At 70.8% G+C, this 18,746-nt stretch carries 18 protein-coding genes; 7 read left to right on the forward strand and 11 right to left on the reverse strand.

Translation table 11 applies throughout. The features are described 5' to 3' along the window. Positions 1-92 precede the first annotated feature (92 nt). Both CI089_RS13725 and CI089_RS13730 read left to right on the forward strand, forming a co-directional pair. Positions 93-518, forward strand: a complete 426-nt coding sequence (locus tag CI089_RS13725) for an OsmC family peroxiredoxin (protein WP_023951786.1) — start codon at positions 93-95, stop codon at positions 516-518. After that, the gene (locus CI089_RS13730; protein WP_094262030.1) at positions 511-1,425 is read left to right on the forward strand and encodes a TIGR01777 family oxidoreductase; all 915 of its coding nucleotides are present in this window, start codon (positions 511-513) and stop codon (positions 1,423-1,425) included. Before CI089_RS13725 ends, CI089_RS13730 begins: the two co-directional genes overlap by 8 nt. A gap of 1 nt (position 1,426) precedes the next feature. Here CI089_RS13730 and CI089_RS13735 read toward each other — a convergent pair whose 3' ends face one another. The 7 genes from CI089_RS13735 to CI089_RS13765 all read right to left on the reverse strand — a co-directional run bounded on the left by CI089_RS13735 (position 1,427) and on the right by CI089_RS13765 (position 8,341). After that, complete coding sequence (locus CI089_RS13735) at positions 1,427-1,876, reverse strand: tetratricopeptide repeat protein (protein ID WP_094262031.1); 450 nt, start codon at positions 1,874-1,876, stop codon at positions 1,427-1,429. Beyond that, complete coding sequence (gene dapB, locus CI089_RS13740; protein ID WP_094262032.1) at positions 1,873-2,688, reverse strand: 4-hydroxy-tetrahydrodipicolinate reductase; 816 nt, start codon at positions 2,686-2,688, stop codon at positions 1,873-1,875. The genes CI089_RS13735 and dapB overlap by 4 nt, the downstream gene beginning before the upstream one ends. 10 nt (positions 2,689-2,698) lie before the next feature. Next, positions 2,699-3,520 carry a sulfite exporter TauE/SafE family protein gene (locus tag CI089_RS13745; RefSeq protein WP_094262502.1) on the reverse strand — a complete coding sequence of 274 codons (822 nt, stop codon included), beginning with the start codon at positions 3,518-3,520 and terminating at the stop codon, positions 2,699-2,701. A 63-nt stretch (positions 3,521-3,583) separates the two neighbouring features. Further along, positions 3,584-4,159, reverse strand: a complete 576-nt coding sequence (locus CI089_RS13750; protein WP_094262033.1) for a GrpB family protein — start codon at positions 4,157-4,159, stop codon at positions 3,584-3,586. 4 nt (positions 4,160-4,163) lie between these two features. Continuing rightward, complete coding sequence (locus tag CI089_RS13755) at positions 4,164-4,763, reverse strand: histidine phosphatase family protein (RefSeq protein ID WP_094262034.1); 600 nt, start codon at positions 4,761-4,763, stop codon at positions 4,164-4,166. An 85-nt stretch (positions 4,764-4,848) separates the two neighbouring features. Continuing rightward, positions 4,849-5,862, reverse strand: coding sequence for an aldo/keto reductase (locus CI089_RS13760; protein ID WP_094262035.1), 1,014 nt, complete (start codon positions 5,860-5,862; stop codon positions 4,849-4,851). Between the two features lie 199 nt (positions 5,863-6,061). Next, the gene (locus tag CI089_RS13765; RefSeq protein ID WP_071918366.1) at positions 6,062-8,341 is read right to left on the reverse strand and encodes a polyribonucleotide nucleotidyltransferase; all 2,280 of its coding nucleotides are present in this window, start codon (positions 8,339-8,341) and stop codon (positions 6,062-6,064) included. Positions 8,342-8,630: 289 nt separating this feature from the next. Between CI089_RS13765 and CI089_RS13770 the strand changes: the two genes are divergently transcribed. Then, positions 8,631-8,813: a DUF5302 domain-containing protein gene (locus CI089_RS13770; RefSeq protein ID WP_036304634.1), complete on the forward strand. Its 183-nt coding sequence runs from the start codon at positions 8,631-8,633 to the stop codon at positions 8,811-8,813. A gap of 125 nt (positions 8,814-8,938) precedes the next feature. Beyond that, positions 8,939-10,387, forward strand: coding sequence for an HNH endonuclease signature motif containing protein (locus CI089_RS13775; protein WP_094262036.1), 1,449 nt, complete (start codon positions 8,939-8,941; stop codon positions 10,385-10,387). Positions 10,388-10,521: 134 nt separating this feature from the next. On the opposite strand, the gene CI089_RS13780 is transcribed toward CI089_RS13775, so the two are convergent. Further along, positions 10,522-11,970: a cation:dicarboxylate symporter family transporter gene (locus CI089_RS13780; protein ID WP_094262037.1), complete on the reverse strand. Its 1,449-nt coding sequence runs from the start codon at positions 11,968-11,970 to the stop codon at positions 10,522-10,524. Between the two features lie 156 nt (positions 11,971-12,126). Between CI089_RS13780 and CI089_RS13785 the strand changes: the two genes are divergently transcribed. Both CI089_RS13785 and CI089_RS13790 read left to right on the forward strand, forming a co-directional pair. Beyond that, the gene (locus CI089_RS13785; protein ID WP_094262503.1) at positions 12,127-13,389 is read left to right on the forward strand and encodes a sensor histidine kinase; all 1,263 of its coding nucleotides are present in this window, start codon (positions 12,127-12,129) and stop codon (positions 13,387-13,389) included. Further along, positions 13,386-14,066 (forward strand): response regulator, encoded by a 681-nt coding sequence (locus CI089_RS13790; RefSeq protein WP_094262038.1) that lies wholly within the window; start codon positions 13,386-13,388, stop codon positions 14,064-14,066. The genes CI089_RS13785 and CI089_RS13790 overlap by 4 nt, the downstream gene beginning before the upstream one ends. A gap of 104 nt (positions 14,067-14,170) precedes the next feature. Here the strand turns inward: CI089_RS13790 and CI089_RS13795 are convergent, their stop codons facing one another. Continuing rightward, positions 14,171-16,159, reverse strand: a complete 1,989-nt coding sequence (locus tag CI089_RS13795) for a GDSL-type esterase/lipase family protein (RefSeq protein ID WP_094262039.1) — start codon at positions 16,157-16,159, stop codon at positions 14,171-14,173. Positions 16,160-16,309: 150 nt separating this feature from the next. On the opposite strand from CI089_RS13795, the gene CI089_RS13800 reads away from it, so the two are divergent. Next, the gene (locus CI089_RS13800) at positions 16,310-16,993 is read left to right on the forward strand and encodes a DedA family protein (RefSeq protein ID WP_094262040.1); all 684 of its coding nucleotides are present in this window, start codon (positions 16,310-16,312) and stop codon (positions 16,991-16,993) included. Here the strand turns inward: CI089_RS13800 and CI089_RS13805 are convergent. After that, positions 16,905-17,549 carry a CE1759 family FMN reductase gene (locus tag CI089_RS13805; RefSeq protein WP_023951815.1) on the reverse strand — a complete coding sequence of 215 codons (645 nt, stop codon included), beginning with the start codon at positions 17,547-17,549 and terminating at the stop codon, positions 16,905-16,907. The two genes, CI089_RS13800 and CI089_RS13805, sit on opposite strands and share 89 nt — an antisense overlap. Continuing rightward, positions 17,546-18,742, reverse strand: a complete 1,197-nt coding sequence (locus CI089_RS13810; RefSeq protein ID WP_036305013.1) for an LLM class flavin-dependent oxidoreductase — start codon at positions 18,740-18,742, stop codon at positions 17,546-17,548. Before CI089_RS13810 ends, CI089_RS13805 begins: the two co-directional genes overlap by 4 nt. Positions 18,743-18,746 lie beyond the last annotated feature (4 nt).

Below are 18,746 nucleotides of genomic sequence, written 5' to 3' on the forward strand. Positions count from 1 at the left end.
CGGCGAGGGGCGGGCCGACCTAGGCTCGACGCAAGCGCACACCGCGCCGTCTCGATGCGGCACCTCAGCTGCCGCCTGTGAAGAGGAGAGTCATGAGCGTCACGAGCGAAGCAACCACCAGCTGGAAGGGCAGCCTCACGGAGGGGTCCGGTCAGATCGCCCTGGAGAGCTCGAACCAGGGACCGTTCGAGGTCAACTGGAAGGCACGCAGCGAAGGCTCCAGCGCAGTGACCACTCCCGAGGAGCTGATCGCCGCCGCGCACTCCTCGTGCTTCTCGATGGCGCTCTCCCACGCCCTGGCCGAGAACGGCACGCCGCCCGAGTCGGTCGAGACCACGGCATCGGTGACCTTCATCCCGGGCACGGGCATCACCGGTTCCCACCTCAACGTCAACGCCGTCGTCCCGGGACTGTCCGCCGAGGACTTCGACCGGCTGGCGCAGGAGGCCAAGAGCGGATGCCCCGTCTCGGCCGCCCTCGCCGGCATCGAGATCACCCTCGAGGCCACGCTTGGCTGATCAGGGCTCCGCGGGCCGCGTCGTCGTCGCGGGTGCGTCCGGTCTCATCGGACGCGCCCTCGTCGACGCGCTGCGCGAGGACGGGATCGAGGTCACGCGCCTCGTCCGCCGCTCCCCCGTCGCGGCCGACGAGGTCCAGTGGTTCCCCGGGGAGCGTCCGCTCGACCCCGGCGTCCTCGACGGCGCCCGCGCCGTGGTGGGACTCAACGGCGCGAGCATCGGCCGCTTCCCGTGGACCCGTTCGTACAAGCACGAGCTCGTGTGGTCGCGCCTGCTCCCGACGGAGACCCTCGCGACGGCCGTCCGCGCGCTCGGGTCGGATGCTCCGGCGTTCCTGTCGTCATCGGCCGTCGGCTACTATCCGACCCGTCCCGGGGTCCGCATGACCGAGACCGCGCCGCGCGGCGATTCCTTCCTCGCCGATCTGTGCGGCGAGTGGGAGACGGCCGCCCTGACCGCGCGCGAGCGCGCGCGGGTCGTGCTGCTGCGGACGGCGCCGGTCGTGCATCCCGAGGGCGTGCTGAAGCCGCTCATGCTGCTGACCCGCGCCGGCTTGTCGGGGCCGATCGGCCGAGGCACGCAGGTGTGGCCCTGGATCTCGCTCGTGGACGAGGTCGCGGCCATCCGCCACCTCATCGACGCCGACGTCGCCGGCCCGGTGAACCTCACGGGGCCGACGCGCGCGACGGCCAACGACCTGGGCTTCTCCCTGGCCATGAGGATGAACCGCCCGTACCTGGTCCGCGCTCCCGAGTGGGGGCTGCGGCTCGTGCTCGGGCGCGATGCCACCGAGGCGTTGCTGACCAACGACACCGACGTCGCTCCGGCGGTGCTGCAGAAGTCGGGCTTCGTCTTCACGCACGAGCGCGTCGAGGACGCCATCCGCGCCGTCGTCCCGCCCCGCTGAGTCAGACGCGCCGCTCGGCGCGCTCGAGAGAGATCGCCGTGCGCACCGCCTGACGCGCGCGTCGCCGGTCGCCCGCGCCGTCATAGGCGAGCCCGAGCCGGAACCAGGCGCGCCAGTCCTCGGGCGCCTCCTCGACGGCTTCGCGGTACCGCGGGAAGAGAGCGTCGGCCTCGACGCGATCGGGGCGACCGCTCGGTGACAGGTCGATGCTCTCCTCCGGCAGCGCCGACTCCTGCTCGAGGCGCCGGCCGAGCCGCGACGCGCTCGCGCCGAACGCCAGCTCGCGCCAGAGCGCCCAGGCCGCGATGACCGGCAGCACGATGAGCGCCACGCCCATCACGACCCCCATGGGCTCGCCCGTCATGACCAGCAGCACGGCGCGCTGCGCGACGAAGACGATGTACAGCGCGAGGAGCGCTGCCATGATCAGCGTCAGGATGCGAGTGCTCATGCTCCGGTGACGCGCGCGACCTGGCCGGGGACGTCGCCTTCGTCGCCCGGACCCGGCGCCGCCGCCGCCGACGGCGGACGGATGCCGATGTCGATGAAGCTGTCGAGACCGACCGTGATCCCCCGAGCCTCTCGTGCGGCATCGAGAGCGATACGGATGCCGGGCTCGTACGCACGGGCGGGATCGATCGTGTCGTGCACGATCGACAGCGCCTCGCCCGGGCCCGAGAGGATGGTCTCCTGGCGGGCGACGACGCCGGGCCGGCGCAGCGAGTGGATCGGGACGCTCGCGACCTTCTGTCCGCGGGCGCGCTGGTCGGCGTGCGGCGACTCGACGGGGCCGACCCCGGCGCGGGCTGCGGCGATGAGCTCGGCCGTGCGGACCGCGGTGCCACTGGGCGAGTCGACCTTCGTCTCGCGATGGGCCTCGATGATCTCGATCGACGGGAAGAGCGCGGCTGCCGCGGCGGCGAGAGCGCTGCCGACGACCGAGCCGAGCGAGAAGTTGGGGATGAAGACGACGCCGACGCCGGCAGCCTCGACCGCGGGCCGGACCTGGGCGATGCGTTCCTGGGACCAGCCCGATGTGCCGACGAGCACGTTGATGCCGCGCTCGACGGCCGCTCGGACGACATCCGTCGACACGGCGGGGGTCGACGCGTCGACGACGAGGTCGGCGCCTTCGAGCTCGTCGAGACTGCTGCGACTGGTCAGGACCGCGGAGATCTCGAAGCCGTCGGATGCCTCGATGACGTCTCGGATGATGCCGCCGAGCTTTCCGGTGCCGCCCACGAGGGCCACGCGCGTGGTCATGACCACCAGCCTACGCGGGCGCGAACTGCACGAACGTGTCCCAGGCGAGCTTGACGACCAGGATCGACAGGACGACGAGGAACACGATGCGCACGAAGCCGCTGCCGTTCCTCGTCGCCATGCGCGCGCCGATGAACCCGCCCGTCATGTTCGCCGCGGCCATCACGACGGCCAGGAGCAGCAGGATCTCGCCGTGCACCCCGTAGACGAGGAGCGCCGCGAGGTTCGTGGTGAGGTTGGCGATCTTCGCGTTGACGCTCGCCTGCAGGAAGCCGTACCCGAGCACGGCGACGAGGAGGATGACGAAGAACGAACCGGTGCCGGGACCGAGGATGCCGTCGTAAAAGCCGACGACGAGTCCAATGAGTGCCGAGCGCCACACGATCGCCGCCCGGGACTCGTGGCGCGGCTCGTGATGCAGGCCCATCTTGGGCTTGAGCAGCGTATAGATCGCGACCGCGACGACCGCGACGAGGACGATCGGGGTCAGGAGCTCCCGGGGGACGTAGCGCGACAGCGCGGCCCCCACGGCCGATCCGGCGAAAGCTCCGGCCACGAGCGGCACGAGCAGCACCAGCTGCACCCGGATGCGACGCAGGTAGACCCAGCTCGCCGAGAGCGTGCCCGCGAAGGACGACAGCTTGTTCGTCCCGAGGATGAACGGCGTCGCGACATCCTTCGGCACGCCGATGACGAGCGCGGGAAGCTGGATCAGCCCTCCCCCGCCGACGACCGCGTCGACCCATCCAGCCACCCCGGCTGCGACGACGAGGAAGATCAGCGCTGAGACGGAGACGGGGAGCCAGTCGGCGAGCAGAGGACCATCGAGCACCGATCGATTCTCCGGTTCGGTGAGCGCCGCGTCCAATCGGCGGAGCCGGGCTCGCGCCGCGGCTCAGCCGCGCATGTCGCTGAAGAACGCCGTCTTGGCTCGGGTGTAGTCGTCGTAATCGGCCTTGCCCGCGTTCGCGGCCGACAGGCGACGCTTGAGGTCCTGATACCGAGCGCGGAGCACGGAGTCGGAACAAAGCGCGTCGCGGAATCGCACCGTCTCGCGTGCCCACGGCGAATCCGAGCGGCGCACGTGCAGGATCACGTCGGCGCCGGGCGCGACGTAGAGCCGCTTCTCCCAGACCTCGTCGGGGACGTCGTCGACGCCCCGTGGGATGTCGCGGCTGACGCCGGGCGAATCGGGGCGGGATCCCCACTCGCGGCGGAAGCCCGCGGGCCGGAGTCGCGCGCTGAGCTCGTCTTCGGCCGGCAGCGGGAGGATGGCGACCTGGAGGTCGATGACGGGCTTGGCGTCGAGTCCCGGAACCGCCGTCGACCCGATGTGGTCGAAGCGAGCGGCATCCGCCCCCGGCAGCCCGTCGAGCGCTGCTCGGATGCGATCGAGAATCGCGCGGGCCTCGACGATCCACACCGGATCGTGCGGCTGGAGCTGCGCGGGGTTGCGGGGCTCTTCGGCCATCGGCTCAGACGGGAAGGATGTCGGGAAGGCCCGTGCGCAGTTCGACCGGGAGGTGCGAGAGGTCGTTGTGCGACACCATCGTCCAGGGGCGGCCGGGGCGCTGCGCGAGCACGGTCAGCCCGCAGTGCGCCTGGTTGATCGTGAGCCAGCGCCAGTCGGGCGCCTGCAACACCTCTCGGACGAACCACGCGATGACGAAGTTATGGGTGATCAGCAGCTCGTGGGTGTCGGGCTTGCGCGCGAGGAACTCCCCGACGGCGTCCGCCATCTGCGCCGCACCGGCCTCGGTCTCGGCCTCGGTGTACGACCCGAAGAAGGGTTCGTAGGCCGCGGGAGTGTCGGGCGTCATCCCGGTCGGGACGCAGTCGAACAGCAGCGACGAAGCCTGCGGCGCCAGGGCGGGGAGGCGCTTGGCGACGGCGCGGGCCGTTTCTTGAGCGCGCTCGAGCGGCGAGTGCCACACCGCGTCGAGCGGCACGCCGGAGATGCGATCGGCCAGCAGCTCGGCTTGACGGCGCCCACGGGGAGACAGCGGACCGTCTTCGAGACCGTGCTCGGCGTCCTGATGCTCTCCGTGGCGCACGAGATAGAGATACTGCGTCACAGAAGCTCGATTCGAAACGATGAACAGGGCGCCATCCACCCTACGTCACCCCTCAGACAGCCGCTCCGAGGGATCACGGATCGGATCACTCAACGGCGCGCGCGATCTCCGCGAGATGCGAGCGGCCGAGCCGGGCGCCGACACCCTGCACGAGCTGGTCGACGTGCGCGGGCCGGCTCGCGTTCACGATCGGCGCCGTGACGACGCGCTGAGCGAGAAGCCACGAGACCGCGATCGCCGCCGTCGAAACCGACAGCTCCTCCGAGATGCGGTCGAGCGCCTTCAGCGTCCGGGCGCCGCGACGGTTCATCCAGGCGGCGAGCTGCGAGCCGCGCACCGATGACGACAGACCCGCACGATCGCGATGACGCCCGGTGAGATAACCGTGCTCGAGAGCCTGGGAGGGCGTGACGGCGAGCCCCTGCGCTCCGGCGATGAGGCGCAGATCGCCGTCGAAGTCCGAGCGGTGCAGGAGGTTGTAGGGAACGTCGAGGGCGGCGAAACGCGGGTAGCCCGCGGAAGACAGGATGCGGGCCTCGACGAGCTGCATCGCCGTGTAGCCGGCGGCCCCCAGGGCGCGGACCTTGCCGCTGTCGACGAGCCACTCCGCCGTCGCGAGCGTGTCTTCGAGCGCCGTGACACCGTCGGTCGCGGCATCCAGGTAGAGAAGATCGATGCGCTCGATGCCGAGGCGCCCGAGCGAAGCTTCCACCGACCGCACGAGGTTGACCGATCCGAGGCCGGGGTTGTCGGGGTTGCCCCCGACCCGCACCGTGACGACGATCTCGTCGCGGTTGCCCCGGCTGGCGAGCCAGCGTCCGATGATGTGCTCGCTGCGACCCGACGCGTAGCCGTCGGAGGTGTGCAGGGCGTTGCCGCCGCGCTGCACGTAGGCGTCGAGCACGGCGTGGCTCGCCGCGAGATCGATCGTCCAGCCGAACTCGGAGCCGCCGAGGATCAGGGGGAAGATCCGCATGCCGCTCTCGCCGAGGTCCACGCGGATGTCGGCCCCGAGGGGCTTGCCGTGGACGGGGATCGGGCTGGATGGATGCACTGCGGCAGCAGCGGCTGCGACCTGAGCCACCCGGTCCCCCGACATCACACACCTCCGTCGACACCGAGGAAACGCGGGGCGCGGCTCCTCGGCGCGCACTTCGAGAGTAGGACACCCCGCACCGGTGGGCGCGTATTGTCGCGAACGGGCCGTGAATTCCAGATAACTGTTTCATCACGGCGTGCTCCGGGAACGACGGATGCCCGCCCCCGAGGCGGGGACGGGCATCCGGGCGATCCGCGGATCAGCCTTCGGCGGGAGCCTCCGGGCCCTCGCTCGCTGCGGCCGAGCCGTCCTGGTCAGCGGTCTCTTCGAGAACGGGCTCGAGGGAGAGCTTGCCGCGGTCGTCGATCTTCGTGATGCGCACGAGGATCTTCTGGCCGACACCGAGGACGTCCTCGACGTTCTCGACGCGCTTGCCGCCGGCGAGCTTGCGGACCTCGCTGACGTGCAGCAGTCCGTCCTTGCCGGGCAGGAGCGAGATGAACGCGCCGAACGTCGCGATCTTCACGACGGTTCCGAGGAACTGCTCGCCGACCTCCGGGTTGGTGGGGTTGGCGATCGCGTTCACGCGGGCACGGGCGGCCTCGGCCGAGGGGCCGTCGGTCGCTCCGATGTAGACGGTGCCGTCCTCCTCGATCGAGATGTCGGCGCCGGTCTCGTCCTGGATCGAGTTGATCGTCTTGCCCTTGGGGCCGATCAGCTCGCCGATCTTGTCGACCGGGATCTGGACGCTGATGACGCGCGGAGCGGTGGGAGCCATCTCGTCGGGGCTGTCGATCGCCGCGTTGAGGACGCCGAGGATCGTCAGACGAGCCTCCTTGGCCTGGGTCAGCGCCGCCGAGAGCACCGACGACGGGATGCCGTCGAGCTTCGTGTCGAGCTGGATGGCCGTGACGAACTCGCTCGTACCGGCGACCTTGAAGTCCATGTCGCCGAGCGCGTCCTCGGCGCCGAGGATGTCGGTCAGCGCCGCGTAACGGGTTTCTCCGTCGACCTGGTCGGAGACGAGACCCATCGCGATGCCGGCGACCGGGGCACGCAGGGGCACACCGGCGTTCAGCAGCGAGAGGGTCGAGGCGCACACCGAGCCCATCGAGGTCGAGCCGTTCGACCCGAGGGCCTCGGAGACCTGACGGATCGCGTACGGGAACTCCTCGCGGCTGGGCAGCACGGGCACGAGGGCGCGCTCGGCGAGGAAGCCGTGCCCGATCTCGCGACGCTTCGGGCTGCCGACGCGGCCGGTCTCACCGGTCGAGTAGGGCGGGAAGTTGTAGTGGTGCAGGTAGCGCTTGCTCGTCGTGGGCGACAGCGAGTCGATCTGCTGCTCCATCTTCAGCATGTTCAGCGTGGTGACGCCCAGGATCTGGGTCTCGCCGCGCTGGAAGATCGCCGAGCCGTGGACGCGCGGGATGACCTGCACCTCGGCGTCGAGCGGACGGATGTCGGCCAGGCCGCGACCGTCGATGCGGACGCCCTCGCTGAGGATGCGGCCGCGGACGATCTTCTTGGTGACCGACTTGTATGCAGCGGAGAACTCCGCGAGCGCGGATGCCGGGAGCTGCTCGGCCTCGACGGCAGCGGCGACCTCGCCCTTGACGCGCTCCTTGATGGCGTCGTCGGCGTTCTGGCGCTCCTGCTTGTCTGCGATCTGGTAGACGCTCGTCAGCTCGCCGTAGGCGCGCTCGGCGACGAAGTCGTAGACCTCGGGGGCGTACGGCGGGAAGACCGGGTAGACGCCCGGCTCACGCGACGCGGATGCCGCCATCGAAGCCTGCGCCTCGACGAGCTGCTTGATGAAGGGCTTCGCGGCCTCGAGGCCCTGTGCGACGACCTCTTCGCTCGGCTTGACGGCGCCGCCCTTGATGAGGTTCCAGCTGCCCTCGGTCGCCTCGGCCTCGACCATCATGATGGCCACTTCGCCGTCGGGGAGGACCCGGCCGGCGACGGTGAGGTCGAAGACGGCCTCTTCGACGACCTTCTGGTTCGGGAAGACGACCCACTGGTCCTCGTGCTCACCATGACCGGGAACGAGCGCCAGGCGGACACCGGCGATCGGGCCGGAGAACGGCAGGCCCGAGATCTGCGTCGAAGCGGATGCCGCGTTGATCGCGAGGGCGTCGTAGTACTCGCCGGGCGCGATCGAGAGGACCGTGATGACGATCTGGACCTCGTTGCGCAGGCCGTCGACGAACGACGGGCGCAGCGGACGGTCGATCAGACGGCAGACGAGGATCGCCTCGGTCGAGGGGCGTCCCTCGCGACGGAAGAACGAGCCGGGGATCTTTCCGGCGGCGTACGAGCGCTCTTCGACGTCGACGGTGAGCGGGAAGAAGTCGAAGCCTTCGCGCGGGTGCTTGCCGGCGCTGGTGGCCGAGAGGAGCATCGTCTCCTCGTCGAGGTAGGCGGCAACGGCGCCCTGCGCCTGCTGTGCCAGGCGTCCGGTCTCGAACCGGACGGTGCGGGTGCCGAAGCGGCCGTTGTCGAGGACGGCTTCGGCTGCGGTGATTTCTGGACCTTCCAAGAGGTCCCTCCTTCTTTGTTTAGACTCGCACGCGCGTTTCGCGCACGAGATCGTGCGAAGGAGCGGGGCAGATATGGGCGCGCGGACGAAACCGCGAGAACCGCCTGCGCTGGTCACCAGTCGAAGATCACCATCTCCGCGACCGGGATTCGATCGGGATGGGAACCCACCACAGGGGACCAGCTTCCTGCCGGATCCGCTCCATGAGCTCAGTGTTGAGTTGAGCGGGTGCCGGACGGCAACCTGCCCCAGCCTACCAGCGAGACCCTCGCCTGCGTATCGTGGCCTCATGAGCGAAGCAGACAAGCCCGCGGGCGCGGCATCCGACGATGTGAAGCGCAAGTTCCGCGAGGCGCTCGAGAAGAAGAACGCCCAGCACCGCACGGGAGAGGCGCACCTCGACGGCGATTCGTCGGTGCACGCGTCGCACGGCGCGATGACCAAGCGGGAGTTCCGCCGCAAGAGCGGGTGAGACCGAACGGCCACCCGTGACGGGGCTCGGATGCTGGCGCGTCCGGGCCCCGTCCGGTTCTCGGGCGCTTCGGGGGCTGTGGAGAGTGACGACGCGATGTCGGAGGTCCGTGACATGATTCGAACATGCATTCGAATGGCGGACTCGGCGGCGGGATGGGCAGCGACGGTGACGTCGACGTCCTCGCTCAACTGGTCGCGGATGCCGAGGGGGTTTCGGATGCCGCGCGGGCGGTCCAGGTCCGGGAGGTTCGGGTGCTCGCGGCGGCCGGGGTACTCGCGGAGAAGCAGGCCGCTGGGGCATCCGAGAAGGTCAAGGCGCGAGAGATGGCGTTACGCGGGATCGCCGCGGAGCTCGCCGGGGTGTTCGTCGCGACCGACCGGACCCTGCAGCGCCGGATAGATGAAGCCCGCGATCTGGTTGAGAACTACCCGGTGACGATGACGGCCTGGGAAGCCGGGCGCATCGTCCGCGGGCACGTGCGGGTCATTCAGGAGGTCGGGTGTCTGGTGCCCGCGGGCGAGCGGGCGGAGTTCGAACGCGTCGCGATCGAACGGTGCGAGGGCGAAAGGCCCAACCGGGTGCTGGAGGCATTGCGGATGATCGCCGAGCGCATGCACCCGCGGACGTTCACCGAGCGGCACGAGGAGGCCGCGGCGGGACGGTGCGTGCGGGTGCAGCCCAGTTCGGATGGGATGTCGGATCTCATCGCGACGCTGCCGACCGTCATCGCCGACGGGATCGTGGACCGGCTCACGCGGCAGGCACGGGAGATCATCAACGCACGGGCGCAGGCTGACGCTGCGAGCGCGGGGGCGGGCGCCGGGGGCGATGCCGCCGCGGGTGCCGACGCGGGGAGAGCTGACGCCCTGTTCGACCCGGACGCGACCGGCGCCGACGGGCTGGTCGCCCCCACCCACGGCGACGTGTCCTCGTTCGTCGACGATGCCCGAACGATCGACCAAGTCCGCGCCGACGTGTTCAGCGACCTCCTCCTCGCCGGGACGCCCACCCTCGACCCGACCGCCACGGGCGACGGGAACGGGACACTCGGGGCGATCCGCGCGCACGTCCAGGTCGCCGTCTCCGCGCTCACGCTCATAGGGCAAGACGACGGGCCCGCCGATCTAGCCGGCCGCTCCCCCATCGACGCCGCCACCGCCCGCGAACTCGCCGGCAACGCGACCTCGTGGGACCGGCTGCTCACCCACCCCGTCACCGGAACCGTGCTCGAGTGCGACAGCTACCGGCCTACCGCCGCCATGGTGCGACTGCTGCGAGCGAGGGACCGGCACTGCCGGTTCCCCGGATGCCGACAACCCGCCATCAGGTGCGAGTTGGACCACACGATCGCCGCCTCAGAGGGCGGAGCCACGCACGTGGGCAACCTCGCCAACCTCTGCAAGAGACACCACGACGTCAAACACCACACCCGATGGCGAGTCCGACAACTCCCGGGCGGGAGGCTGATCTGGACCTCACCGACCGGGCGCATCTACCGCGAAGACGCACCACCACCACTCGTCGCCTTCACCGTCGCCGAGCCACCCGACCCCGGGCCTCCGCCATTCTGAGCAGTCGTCTTCCCGCTTGTCGCTGCTGTGCCTGTCGTCCTGCCCGCCGGCGTGCCGGTTCGTCCTCCGCCGAGCATGCCGGTGGCCGCGGCATCCGATCTCTCGGACCCGCGGCCACCGGACGGGGACAACCGTCAGCGGGTTGCGGCCTCGCGGCGGAAACGAGCGCGCTCCTCCTTCGCCGCGGCCTCATCGAGGGCGGCGTCGCCGAGGCCCTGCGTGTTGACGGCGCCGGTGTCGTTCGACATCCCGTCGTGACCGTGACCGGAGAGCATCGCCTCGTCGAACGGGCGCTCTCCGCTGAGCACGGCGCGGGCCTGGTCGCGGTCGAACTCGCGGGTCCAGGTTCCGATGAGGATCGTGGCGACCGCGTTGCCCGTGAAGTTGGTCAGGGCACGACCCTCCGACATGAAGCGGTCGATGCCGACGATCACGCCGACGCCGTTGACGAGATCGGGACGGTACGCCTGCAGACCGCCGGCGAGGGTCGCGAGGCCCGCACCGGTGACTCCGGCCGCACCCTTCGAGGCGATGATCATGAAGACCAGCAGGCCGATCTGCTCCGGAATCGACATCGGGGCGCCCATGCCCGCGGCGATGAACAGCGACGCCATCGTGAGGTAGATGGCCGTCCCGTCGAGGTTGAACGAGTATCCCGTGGGGACGGTGATGCCCACGACCGGCTTCGAGACGCCGACGTGCTCCATCTTCGCGATGAGCCGGGGCAGCGCGGACTCGCTCGACGACGTCCCGACGATCAGCAGGTACTCGCGGGCGAGGTACTTCATCAGGCTGAAGATGTTGATCCGCGCCACGGCGTAGAGCAGCGTGCCGAGCACCGCGACGATGAACACGATGCACGTGATGTAGAACGCGATCATCAGCACGCCCAGGCTCACGATGGCGGCGACACCGGTCTTGCCCACCACCGCGGCGATCGCACCGAAGGCGCCGATCGGAGCGAGCCACAGGATCATGCCGAGGATGCGGAAGACGAGCGTCTGCAGGTTCTTCACGGCGCTCATGATCGGCGCGCCCTTCTCACCGAGTCCCTGCAGCGCGAATCCGACCAGCAGCGCGATGAACAGCACCTGGAGCACGCTCTCGCCGGTGAACGCCGAGAAGAACGTGATGGGGATGATGCCGAGCAGGAAGTCGGTCGTCGACTTCGCCTCGGCCGCCGCCCCGGCGTCGTAGACCGCGCTCTGCATGTTGAGCCCCTCACCCGGGTGGATGATGTTGCCCACGATGAGACCGATCGCCAGGGCGAACGTCGACATCACCATGAAGTAGAGCAGCGCGAGGCCACCGATGCGTCCGACCGTCGCGGCCTTCGCGATCGAGCCGACGCCCACGACGATCGTGCAGAAGATGATCGGCGCGATCATCATCTTGATGAGGTTGACGAAGCCCTTCCCGAGCGGCTCGAGGCCGACGGCGAAGGTAGGCCACACGAGGCCGACGATCGCGCCCAGCACGACCGCGAGGATGACCGAGACGTAGAGCCAGGTGTGCTTGTCCCAGGCCTGCTTGCCCTTCCGGGCGTTGTACCCCGGCAGGCGGAAAGATGATGTGAGAGCCATGGTCTCCTCCAGCTGAACAGTCGTTGTCCGATGCCGACGTCTCTGTCGGTGCGCTCTCAGCGTCGGCCGGTTCCGCTCGGACGCCGATTTATGGTCGTATTGGTCGCGGCCCGCGACCCGGGCGCACCCGACGATGACGACGAGAGCGAGAGCGGCATGACAACGCGCACCCACAGCGCCGCCTCGCTCGTCTTCGTGGCGGTCGCCGTGGCCGTGGCCGTCCTCACCCTGGCGATCGCCGGCATCCTCATCGCCGACGGGCAGCGGTCCGCGCGGGCCGAGGCCGAGCGCGTCACTCAGGCCGTCGCGCAGACCGTCGCCGACTCGGCGCAGGTCGCCGACCTCCTCGCCGCCGGCGACCGCGACGTCGCGTCCGCGGAGCTGCAGCCCCAAATAGAACAGGTCATCGTCGACGCCCGCGTCGACTTCGTCACGATCATGGATCCCGGCGGCATCCGGATCACGCATCGCGACGCCGAGCGGATCGGCGAGCGCTACCTCGGCTCCATCCCCACCGCATCCCGCGCGCTCACCGAGGAGTTCACGGGCACTCTCGGCCCCTCGATCCGCACGATCGTGCCCGTCGAGAGCAACGGCGCCGTCGTCGGATGGGTCTCGGTCGGCGTGACGATCGGCAGCATCGCGGCGACGCTGGGGCCCCGCATCCTCGTCGTCGTCGGCATCGCGGCCGCGCTCCTCGCAGCCGGTCTCGTCGGAGCCGTCGTCGCGCGGCGGGCGACGCGGCAGGTCACCGGAGACCTGCCCGCCGGCGCTATCCGCGACGCCGTCTCGTCGTTCGAGTCGCTCCGCACCCTCGGGGAAGCCCTGCGGGCGCAGACCCACGAGCACGGCAACCGCATGCACACCGCCATCGCGCTGCTCGAGCTGGGCCGCACCCCCGAGGCGATCGAGATCCTCGCCGAGACCTCGCGGCAGAGCCAGGTGCTGGTCGACGAGGTCGCCGCCCGCCGCGAGGGCGATCCGACCGTCGGAGCGCTGCTGCTCGGCAAGGCCTCGCAGGCCAAGGAACACGGCATCCGGTGGCGCTCCCGCATCGAGCCCGACGCGCCTCGCTCGGTGCTCTCGCCGGTCGACGCCGTCTCAGTCGTCGGTAATCTCATCGACAATGCGCTCGATGCCGCCGCCGGCGGACCCGAACCGCGCTGGGTGGAGATCAGGATGACGCGCACCGAGGAGGACGAGCTCGAGATCGCCGTCTCCGACTCGGGAACCGGCGTTCCTCCCGAGCTTCGGCGCCGGATCTTCGAGCACGGCTTCTCCACGAAGCCGGCCGGCGCCGAGGGTCGCGGTGTGGGGCTCGCCCTCGTCGCAGCGATCGTCGACGACGCCGGCGGTACCCTCACCCTCGATCACGACCCGACGACGTTCCGCGTCATCCTGCCGAGGAGGGAAGCATGATCGGTGTGCTGCTGGTCGACGACGAAGCCCTCACCCTCGACCTGCACCGTCACTACATCGATCGGCTCGAGGGGTTCCGTGTCGTGGCCGAATGCAGCGGGGCGCGCGCGGCGCTGCGGGCACTCCTCGACAGCCCCACCGCCGACGAGATCGACCTCGTCCTGCTCGACATGACGATGCCCGACGGATCGGGACTCGACGTCCTCCGCCATCTGCGGGCACGAGCGCGCGACGTCGACGTCATCGCGATCACCTCCGTGCGCGATGCGGACGTCGTGCGCCAGGTCGTCGGCCTCGGCGCGGTGCAGTACCTCGTGAAGCCATTCACCTTCGCCGACTTCCAGGAGCGGATGTCGCAGTACGCGCGATTCCGCGCACGTGCGAGCCAGACCACGGGCGCAGCGACCCAGGCGGAGATCGACGCACTGCTCGGAGCGCTGCGACCCGTCACCGCTCCGATCCCGAAGGGCCTCGCCCCCGAGACGCTCGAGCGCGTGTCGAATCGGCTCCGCGACGCGGGAGCCCTCTCGGCGCGCGAGGCTGCGGAGGCGCTCGGGATGTCGCGCGTCGCCGCCCGTCGATACCTCGAGCACCTCGCCGACGCCGGCCGCGCCGAACGGGCCCAGCGCTACGGCGCCCCCGGCCGTCCCGAGGCGGAGTACCGCTGGCGCGCCTGACCCCTCCCCCGCCTCGCCGAGAACGCACCGCCACCGCGAGATCGCACCCTCGTCGGTGTGCGCTCGCGGCGACGGTGCGTTCTCGGCGGGAGACGGGAGGCGGGCTATTGCTGCGGGGAGGGCGAGCGGCGCGGGGCCGTGGGGCCGATCCGGACGTAGGCGGGGAGCTTGGGGGCGACGCCGTCGCCGGCTGTGCGGCCACGCAGGCGCCGCCACACCCACGGGAGAGCATCGCGCCGCAGCCATGTCCCCGGCACGACGGGGTCGTCATCGAGGTGGAAGGCCTCGTCGAGACCGGCCAGCGCCTCGGCATGGGGCACCCCGAGCGTCTCCGCGGCGCGATAGGCCACGAGCCGGTGCCCGCGCGAGCGCAGATGCACCTTGTCGTCGGCCCACAGCTCGAGACGGGCGAGCTCCGGCACCGCCTCGAGATCGAGCAGGATCGCACCCGTCGTCGCTGCGACCGTCCGCAGCCGCGCGTTGTAGGCGGCGAAGCGTCGGGCGAAGATGCCCGCGGCGGCCCGGCCGGGAAGGAACACGGTGGCGAGCAGCACGTCGGCGCCGGACTCCCGCAGCCTCCGAACGGCGATCTCGACCTCATCGGCGACGCTCGCGACGTCGACCCGGGCCTGCACGAGATCGTTGGCTCCGATGAGCACCGACACGAGGTCGGGTCGCAGCGCCAGACACGCCGGCACCTGCTCGTCGACGAGGTGGCGCACCCGCTTGCTGCGCACGGCGAGGTTCGCGTACTGGAAGGCGCCCGTTCCCCCACCGACGCGCGGCGCCGCCGAGGCGAGCAGCTGCGCGAGGCGGTCGGCCCAGCCCCGGTGCATCCCCGCGGGCATTCGGGACGTGTCGCAGAGCCCCTCCGTGATCGAATCGCCCAGCGCGACGTAGCGCCGCCAGAGCGGGGGGCCGTCGCCGGCGGCGGGCAGCTCGGCTCGCGGCCACACGCGGGCCCGACGCGCGCGATCGATCGCATGCAGCTCGCCCGCACGCTCGTAGTGGCCGAGCAGGGCGTCGCCGAGGCTCTCCCAGGTCCGCCCGGCCACGGCCGCCCGCGCGGCGGCACCGAACGCTCGTCGTTTGGCGGTATCCCCCGCGAGGTCGGCGACCCGGCTGCGGAGGTCGCCCGGGTCACCGGGCCGGTAGAGCCAACCATCGACGCTGCTGCGGACGAGATCGAGGGGTCCCCCGCGCCCGGTCGCGACGACCGGCACACCGCTCGCCTGCGCCTCCTGGATGGTCTGGCCGAACGTCTCGCTCTCGCCCGGATGCACGAACACGTCGAAGCTCGCCATCGCGGTCGCCAGCGCGTCGCCCTGCAGATGCCCGAGGAACACGGCATCCGGCAGCAGGCGCTCGAGCCCCGCCCGCGAGGGGCCGTCGCCCACGATGACCAGTCGCACCCCGGGCAGCGAGCTCAGGGCAGCGAGGTCCTCGATCTGCTTCTCGGGTGCGAGCCGCCCGACGTAGCCGACCACGACCTCGCCGTTCGCCACCCCCGGCACGACCCGGGCCCGCCACGCGTCGTCGCGCCGGTGCGGTGCGAAGCGGATGCCGTCGACCCCGCGGCCCCAGATCGCCACGCGATCCACGCCGAGCCCGGCGAGCTGGCGTCGAGCCGCATCGGCGGGAGCGAGCGTCAGCGTCGCGCGGCGATGCAGTCGCCGCACGTGGGCTGCTGTGAGCGCGGTGGCGTGCGGCAGGCCGTAGCGCTCGGTGTACGCGATGACGTCGGTCTGGTAGACGGCGACGCTCGGCACACCGAGGCTTTCGGCCGCGAGCAGGCCCTGCCACCCGAGGAGGAAGGGCGACGCCAGGTGCACGACGTCGGGCCGGAACGAACGCAGGGCGCGGGTGACCGACGCCACGGGCGGAGCGGCGACGCGCACCGCCGGGTACCGGGGCATCGGGATCGACCGCACCGACCGGCCCGGAACAGCGAGCGGATGCCGGCGTCCCGCGCCCGGCGCGACGACGAAGGCCTCGTGCCCGCGACGCTCGAGATGCTCGAGCACCCGCAGCACGGAACCGGTCACCCCGTTCATGTGGGGCAGGAAGGACTCGGTGACCACCGCGACTCTCACGAGACCAGGGTGTCGCCCGAGACGCGCCCGCGTGCGCCGATGCGGCAGGTATCGCGTACTGTTCACGCGTTCCTCGGCGGCCGGTCACCTCGCGGACGCCTGACCGTCGCCGTTCCCGCACCGTTCATCCCCGGCTGATAGAGATGCCGCGTGCTGGCCGACCTGCTGACCGCGATCTCCGGCGGGCCGTGGCTCCTCGTCGCGGTCTTCGGGCTCGTCCTGCTCGATTCCGTCCTGGTCGTCGTCCCCGGCGAAGTCGCGGTGACGGCGGCGGGCGCGCTCGCGGCGTCGACCGGCGATCCCCCGCTGGCGGCCGTCATCGGTGCCGCCGCGGGCGCCGCGTTCTGCGGCGACGCCCTCTGCTACACCGTGGGGCGTCGGATCGGCCTCCGCCGATGGCGATGGATGCGGCGTCCGCGCGTACAGCGCGCGTTCACATGGGCGGACGCTCGGCTGCGGCGGGGAACGGCGACGGTCGTCTTCACCGCCCGCTTCATCCCCTTCGCGCGCCTCGCGGTCAATCTCACCGCCGGCGCCACGCGGGTATCGGCCGTGCGGTTCCTCGCCATCGGCGCAGGCGCGGCGACGGCCTGGGCCTCCTATCAGAGCGTCATCGGCGCGGCGATCGGTGCCCTCCTGCCCGATGCCCCGCTGCTCGCGGTGCTCCTGTCGGTGGCCGCGGCGCTCGCGCTGGGCGCCGCGATCGATCTGATCACGGCCGCCGTCGCGCGGCGCCGCGGACGGGTCACTCCCCCGCGAGACCTCCGAGCAGATGACCGAACGACTTGCCCTCGCCCAGGTACGAGGCCGGATCGAACGGATCCGCATCGGTGACCGGCGTGCGTGCCACGACGGCGGCAGCGAGCTCACGCGCGCCGCGCTCGACCCGGGCGCTCAACGGAGCGACCTCGTCGGCCTTGCTCCCCCAGTCGCTCGACGCCGCGAAGACGCCGGTCGAGACGGGCGCCGCGTGCAGGTAGGCGAACAGCGGGCGGATGGCGTAGTCGATCGCGAGCGAGTGACGGGCCGTGCCCGCGTTGGCCCCGATGAGCACCGGCTTCCCGGTGAGCGAGTCGGGGTCGAGCACGTCGATGAACGACTTGAACAGCCCCGAGTAGCTCGTCGAGAAGATCGGCGTCACCGCGATGAGCGCGTCGGCCGAGACGACGGAGTTGATCGCCGACTCGAGCGCGGGCGGCGCGAAGCCGGTCAGCAGGTTGTTGGTGATGTCGTGCGCGAGATCGCGCAGCTCGATGACGTCGGCGGTCGCGGTGATGTCGGATGCCGCGAGCTCCGCGATCGTCGCGGTCGCCAGCCGATCGGCCAGCATCCGCGTCGACGACGGGTTCGACAGCCCCGCCGACACGACGGCGATACGGCGCGCGCTCATCGTGCCGCCGCCACGCCGAAGGCCGAACCCGCGGGCGCCGGGGCGTCCTGGTAGGGCGAAGGGCCGCTGAGGTTGTCGCCGCGGTTGGCGCGGGGACGCGCCTCGCGTGCGGGGCCGTCACCGTACACCTCGCGGACGCGCGCAGCGTGCGTCGGGGCGTCGGGCACCGCGGCGCCGCGTCCCTGCGCGAGCTCCTTGCGCAGCACGGGAACGACCTCGCCGCCCAGGATGTCGAGCTGCTCGAGAACCGTCTTCAACGGCAGCCCCGCGTGGTCGATGAGGAACAGCTGACGCTGGTAGTCGCCGAACGTCTCGCGCATGGCGGCGTATCGGTCGATGACCTGCTGCGGCGATCCCACCGTCAGCGGCGTCATCTCGCTGAAGTCCTCGAGGGAGGGGCCGTGACCGTAGACGGGGGCGTTGTCGAAGTACGGGCGGAACTGCCGGACGGCATCCTGCGAGTTCGCACTCATGAACACCTGGCCGCCGAGGCCGACGATCGCCTGCTCGGGCGTGCCGTGGCCGTAGTGCGCGAAGCGCTGACGGTACAGGTCGATCAGGCGCTGGTAGTGCTCCTTGGGCCAGAAGATGTTGTTCGCGAAGAAGCCGTCGCCGTAGTAGGCGGCCTGCTCGGCGATCTCGGGGGTGCGGATCGAGCCGTGCCAGACGAACGGCGCGACACCGTCGAGCGGGCGGGGCGTCGAGGTGAAGCCCTGCAGCGGGGTGCGGAACTTGCCCTCCCAGTCGACGACGTCCTCACGCCACAGCTTGTGCAGCAGGGCGTAGTTCTCGATCGCGAGCGGCAGGCCCTGACGGATGTCCTTGCCGAACCACGGGTACACGGGGCCGGTGTTGCCGCGCCCCATGATGAGGTCGACGCGGCCGCCCGACAGGTGCTGCAGCATCGCGTAATCCTCGGCGATCTTCACCGGGTCGTTCGTCGTGATGAGCGTCGTCGCCGTGGAGAGGATGAGGCGCTCGGTCTGCGCCGCGATGTAGGCGAGCGTCGTGGTGGGCGAGGACGACCAGAACGGCGGGTTGTGGTGCTCGCCGATCGCGTAGACGTCGAGCCCGACCTCCTCGGCGTGCTTGGCGATGGTCACGGCTGCGCGGATCTTCTCCGCCTCGCTCGGGGTGTGGCCGGTCGTCGGGTCAGCCGTGATGTCGCTCACGGAGAAGATGCCGAACTGCATCCCC

Origin of the sequence: Microbacterium sp. Yaish 1 (assembly GCF_002245215.1) — a bacterium.
In the GTDB taxonomy this organism is placed as follows: domain Bacteria; phylum Actinomycetota; class Actinomycetes; order Actinomycetales; family Microbacteriaceae; genus Microbacterium.